Here is a 5,228-nt window from a genome sequence, read left to right as displayed (position 1 = left end):
GTACGTATAACTTCGTATAATGTATGCTATACGAAGTATTACGCCGGGAGAAGTCCGCGGCAGCGGGATGAGGGGGCTCGCTCTCCGAAATCCGGCAACGTTCCCCCCATCCGACCCTTCAGGCCACCTTCTCCCCGGGGGGGAGAAGAAATATGCCGCAACGGCTTGCCCTATCCGAAAGAGGCGGCAGATAAATCCGCAGCCTCAATCCACTCTTACGCCTCCAGCCACTTCACCTGCTCGTCCGTCAGCGCAATATCCAGCGCCGAAAGACTATCCTCCAGTTCCGCAATCGTGCGCGGCCCGATCAGCGGGATGACCGGGAAAGGCTGGGCGATGACATAAGCGAGAGCGATATGGATTGGGTGGCGCCCGAGTTTCTGCGCAAGCTCGATCGCCCGATCGCGACGGACGAAATTGCGGTCGGAATACCAGACGCGGACGATTTCCTCATCGTCATGCTTGTCCCGCCCTGCCCGCTCGGTGAAGAAACCGCGCCCCTGGCTGGACCATGCGAAATTGGGGATTTGTCGGGATTTGAGCCATTCTTTCCATTCGTCATCCGATGCCGCCACGCAGCCTGCCCAGATGGGATCGAGCATTTCGGCAAGCGAGAAATTGTTGGAAAGCGCGCCGGGGGCCTGTTTGCCGTTCTTCTGCGCGTAAGCCGCGGCCTCATCCATGCGTTCGCGCGTCCAGTTCGAGCCACCGAAAATGCCGCGAATGCGCCCGCGCCGAACCTCGGCATCCATGGCATCAACGAACTCGCCCACCGGGATGTCGAGATTATCGCGATGCATGAAATAAACATCGACGTAATCCGTCTTCAGACGCTCCAGCGACTGATCTAGCTGTTTGGCGATCATATCGGGATAGCAGAGCGGCGAATGCGCGCCCTTGCCGATCAACACGATCTCTTCGCGCGGCACGTTGCGGCTGGTGTGCCAGTCGCCGAAAATCGCCTCCGTTTTGCCGCCGCCATAGACATAGGCCGTATCGAAGAGATTGCCGCCCGCCTCGTAAAACGCATCGAGCGTCAGGGATGCGGAAGCGAAATTGGGGAAAAACTCGAAGCCGAGCGCGACTACCGAAGCGGGTTTGGCAAGGCCCGGTATCTGCCGCTTCGGGACCGTATTTCCGGATACAACCTTACCACCTGCTATATTGGCGGTGCGCGACGTCGCCTTTTCGACGCTGTATTCCAGCCCGACGCAAGCCCGCCACTGGTCCATGACGCGCAGGTTGCCGAGGCTGTCCGCCCAGGCCATGCCAGGTGCCGCGAATTCGTGTCTGCCCTGGCGAATTGCCTCGCCCGCCGCATCGACCTCAAAGGAATAAAGCCAGCGATCCTCGGGCAATTCGATGGTTTCGACCTTGTCGCCCCTGATGATATCGATCCGGCCGGTGCCACCCTTGTGGCCGGCAGCAAACCAGAAATCCTTGACCTCGATGCGCCCTTCCGAGCCGATGATGCGCAGCACATTGTCCTGCGCCGCCATGATCGAGCACGAGACTTCGGCGACGATGCCGTTTGCGAATTTCAGCACGGCCGAGGCCCATTCATCAACGCCCGACTGGCCGAGATGCGCCGCACCCGCGACCTTTTCCGGTTCGGCGAAAGGTTTGCCCTCCACGGCACCTGCGATCATCCGCACCATGGAAACCGGATAACCACCGACATCGAGAATGCCACCACCCGCGGTTTCATTGGCGAACAGCCGGTGATCGGCCCGGAACGAGCCCATGTTGAAACCGAAGCTGGAGCGGATGATGCGGATATCGCCCACCGCGCGGGCTTTCACCAGTTCCAGCAGCTTCGCCGTCTGCGGATGCAGGCGATACATATAGGCCTCGCCGGCGAAGACGCCTGCCTTTTTCGCCTCGTGGAAAATGGCGTCGGCATCATAGGCCGAGAGCGCGATGGGCTTTTCCACCAGCACGTTCTTGCCGGCCCGGATCGCCTTGATCGCCCATTCGGCATGGCCGGTATGGGGTGTGGCGATATAGACCGCATCGATAGCAGGATCGGCAAGCAGCGCGTCGTACCCATGGATGATGCGCGCGCCGGCAAAAGCTTCTGCAAGGCCGGGCTTGTCCGGATTGCGGGTGGCGATGGCCTCTAACCTGCCGGTGCGGGAATGGGCGATACCGTCAGCAAAGGTTCTGGCGATGGTGCCCGGGCCGATGATGCCCCAGCGGATCGGTTGTTCGGTGGTCATGAAATCCTCGTCTTTCGTATCGGTCTTGGGTGCTTGGGAAAGGGTTCAGCGCAGGCGTTCGCCCTTGCTGTCGAAAAGGAAAGCCCGGCGGGCGGAAAGGCCGACCGTCAGCCGGTCGCGATTGCCGACATCACGCGATTCCGGCCGCTCGATGATGAGCTGCTCGCCGCCTTCGGTTCGGGCATAGACATAGCTGGTATTGCCGAGATGCTCGGCGACATCGACATGCACGGTGAGATCGGCATCGCCCCCGCCCGCATCGGCAAAATGCTCCGGCCGGATGCCGAGCGTGACCCTCGCGCCCTCGTTGACGCGCTCTTTGATCGGCAAAGTCAGCCGCACCGCAGGATCGCTGTCGAGAGCGAGCGTGACGCTGTCGGCGCCGCCGCCGATGACAGTGGCGTCGAGAAAGTTCATCTTCGGCGAGCCGACAAAGCCGGCGACAAAGCGGTTGGCGGGATCGTCATAGAGATCGAGCGGCGCGCCCACCTGTTCGATATTGCCCGCCCGCAGGACCACGATCTTGTCGGCCAGCGTCATCGCCTCGGTCTGGTCATGCGTCACATAGATCATCGTGGTGCCGAGTTGCTTGTGCAGGCGCGAAATTTCGACGCGCATCTGCACCCGCAGTTCCGCATCGAGGTTGGACAGAGGCTCGTCGAACAGGAAGACCTGCGGCTCGCGCACAATGGCCCGGCCGATGGCCACACGCTGCCGCTGGCCGCCGGAAAGCTGTTTCGGCCGGCGATCCATCAGTTCATTGATCTGCAGGATTTCGGCGGCGCGGTTGACCCGCTTTTCCGTATCGGCCTTTGGGTTGCCGTTCATCCTGAGGCCGAAGGAGAGGTTTTCGGCCACCGTCATATGCGGATAAAGTGCATAGGACTGGAACACCATGGCAATGCCACGATCGGCCGGATCAGCATCACTGACCGTCTTGCCGCCAATCACGATATCGCCGCCGGAAATATCCTCCAGCCCCGCGATCATTCTGAGAAGCGTGGATTTTCCGCAGCCGGACGGGCCGACAAAAACGACGAATTCCCCGTCTTTCACCTCGAGATTGGCGCCATGGATCACCTCCAGCGCACCGTATCGCTTGACCACGTTTTTGAGCGAAAGTTCCGCCATGCGGCCTCCCCTTACTTGACTGCCCCGGCAGAAATGCCGGCGATGAAGTGACGCTGCAGGACCACGAAAACCACGAGAATGGGTGCGGTCAACAGCACCGCGCCGGCCATGATGCCGCCCCATGACACCTTGGTGAGCCCGATAAGGGTGCCAAGCGCCACGGGTGCGGTCATCATTCCTGGGCGGGAATTGATGAGAAGCGGCCAGAGGTAGTTGTTCCACGAGGCCAGGAAGAGAATGATGGAGAGCGCCGCCATGGTAGGCCGCGCCAAGGGTAAAGCAATGCGCAGGAAAATCTGCCATTCCTTGACGCCTTCCACCCGCGCGGCATCGAAAAGCTCCGTCGGCATCATCGAGAAGGATTGCCGCATGAACAGCACGCCGAGCGAGTTGAACAGCGGCGGCACGATCAGCGCCACCCAGGTGTTGGCGAGTTTAAACTCTCGCGCCACCATGATGAATTGCGGAATGACCACGACTGCAAACGGCAGGGTGATGGTGCCGAGAATGATGGCGATCACCACGCCGCGTCCCGCAAAACGGTAACGCGCCAGCGCCCAGCCCGCCATCGACGTCAGGAAGACCGAAAGGACGGTGTAGATGCAGGCGACGGTGATCGAGATGAACATGGCCCTGAGGAAATTCGTATCCGCCTGCAGGTTGCTGAAGTTCTCGATGAAGTTGGTGGACGGCACCAGAACGATATCGGGGCTGAAGATGCCGTAATCCGGCATCGTTGAGAACACGAACATCATCCACAGCGGAAACAGCCAGATGACGGCAAGTGGCGTCAGCACCGCGTGCAGCGCGATCTTTTGCCAGAAAAGCGATCTTGATTTCGATCTCATTTCGGCTCCCTCCCGACCCAGAGATTAAGCAGTGAAATGGCGATGGCGAGCGCCGCCATGGTGTAGGCGATGGCCGAGGCGTACCCGAAATTGAGCGAGGTGAAGCCCTGCCGATAAAGGAAAAGTCCCAGCGTTTCCGTGCCCCCGCCCGGCCCGCCCCTGTTGGTGATGAGGAAGGGTTCCGCAAAGAGCTGCATGGTGCCGATGACCGACAGGACAACGCAGAACAGGATGATGGGCTTGAGGAGCGGCAGCGTGATATGAAAAAACTGCTGGCGCTTGCTCACCTTGTCCAGCGTCGCCGCCTCATAGACATCGCCGGGGATCGATTGCAGACCGGCGAGAATGATGATGGCGTTATACCCCGCCCAGCGCCAGGTCACCGCGATGATGACCAGCGCCATGGCCGCATTGGCATTGTCGAACCACGAGATGGGCGCAAGGCCGACTGACGTGATGAGCTTGTTGATGATGCCAAAATCGGCGCTGAACATCAGCCGGAACACCGCCGCATAGGCCACCTCGCCGACAACGACAGGCGCGAAGAAGGCAAAACGATAGAGCGGCCGCGCTTTCAGCAGCGGCGAATTCAGGAGCACCGCCATGACGGTGGCGAGCGCGATCATGACCGGCACCTGAATGACCAGAATGATCAGCGTATTGTAGAGCGCGTTATAAAAAGCCGGATCGGAGACGAGCCGCCCCCAATTCATGAAAGGCGCAAACCGCCACGGGTTAATGCGGGTATTCTGGAACGACAGCATGAACGAGCTGATGATCGGCCAGACCCAGAAGGTGGCGAAAATCAGGAGATAGGGCGCAAGGAACGCATAAGCGATCCTGTTCCTAGACGGCATGACGACCTCCAGATGCCGGACATGGACCGGATAAATGGAAAAGCTTGAAGGCCTGCCCGATTTCGAGGGCGAGACCATTGCAGGGCGGTGCGGCCTATTTCTTCTCCCCAAGGGGGAAAGGTGGCCCGAAGGGTCGGATGAGGGGGTTAGCTCGCGATCTATCACCAACGTTG

The 5,228-nt window shown here is 60.2% G+C and carries 4 protein-coding genes; all 4 read right to left on the bottom strand.

Annotated features, from left to right (window positions below):
• Positions 1-215: 215 nt before the first annotated feature.
• From AGR2A_RS23735 to AGR2A_RS23720, 4 genes are read right to left on the bottom strand one after another with little or no spacing between them, the layout of a single operon-like run.
• Positions 216-2,219 carry an aldo/keto reductase gene (locus tag AGR2A_RS23735; RefSeq protein ID WP_080823388.1) on the bottom strand — a complete coding sequence of 668 codons (2,004 nt, stop codon included), beginning with the start codon at positions 2,217-2,219 and terminating at the stop codon, positions 216-218.
• A 45-nt stretch (positions 2,220-2,264) separates the two neighbouring features.
• Positions 2,265-3,350 (bottom strand): ABC transporter ATP-binding protein, encoded by a 1,086-nt coding sequence (locus AGR2A_RS23730; protein WP_045531693.1) that lies wholly within the window; start codon positions 3,348-3,350, stop codon positions 2,265-2,267.
• An 11-nt stretch (positions 3,351-3,361) separates the two neighbouring features.
• Complete coding sequence (locus tag AGR2A_RS23725) at positions 3,362-4,198, bottom strand: carbohydrate ABC transporter permease (RefSeq protein WP_072492970.1); 837 nt, start codon at positions 4,196-4,198, stop codon at positions 3,362-3,364.
• A complete protein-coding gene (locus AGR2A_RS23720; protein WP_080823468.1) occupies positions 4,195-5,055 on the bottom strand; it encodes a carbohydrate ABC transporter permease in 861 nt (286 codons plus the stop codon). Before AGR2A_RS23720 ends, AGR2A_RS23725 begins: the two co-directional genes overlap by 4 nt.
• Positions 5,056-5,228: the final 173 nt, after the last annotated feature.

The organism is Agrobacterium genomosp. 2 str. CFBP 5494 (assembly GCF_900013495.1).
Taxonomy (GTDB): domain Bacteria; phylum Pseudomonadota; class Alphaproteobacteria; order Rhizobiales; family Rhizobiaceae; genus Agrobacterium; species Agrobacterium pusense.
The sequence above is the reverse complement of the archived record's forward strand: the minus strand, read 5'-3'. Positions and strand labels throughout refer to the sequence as shown.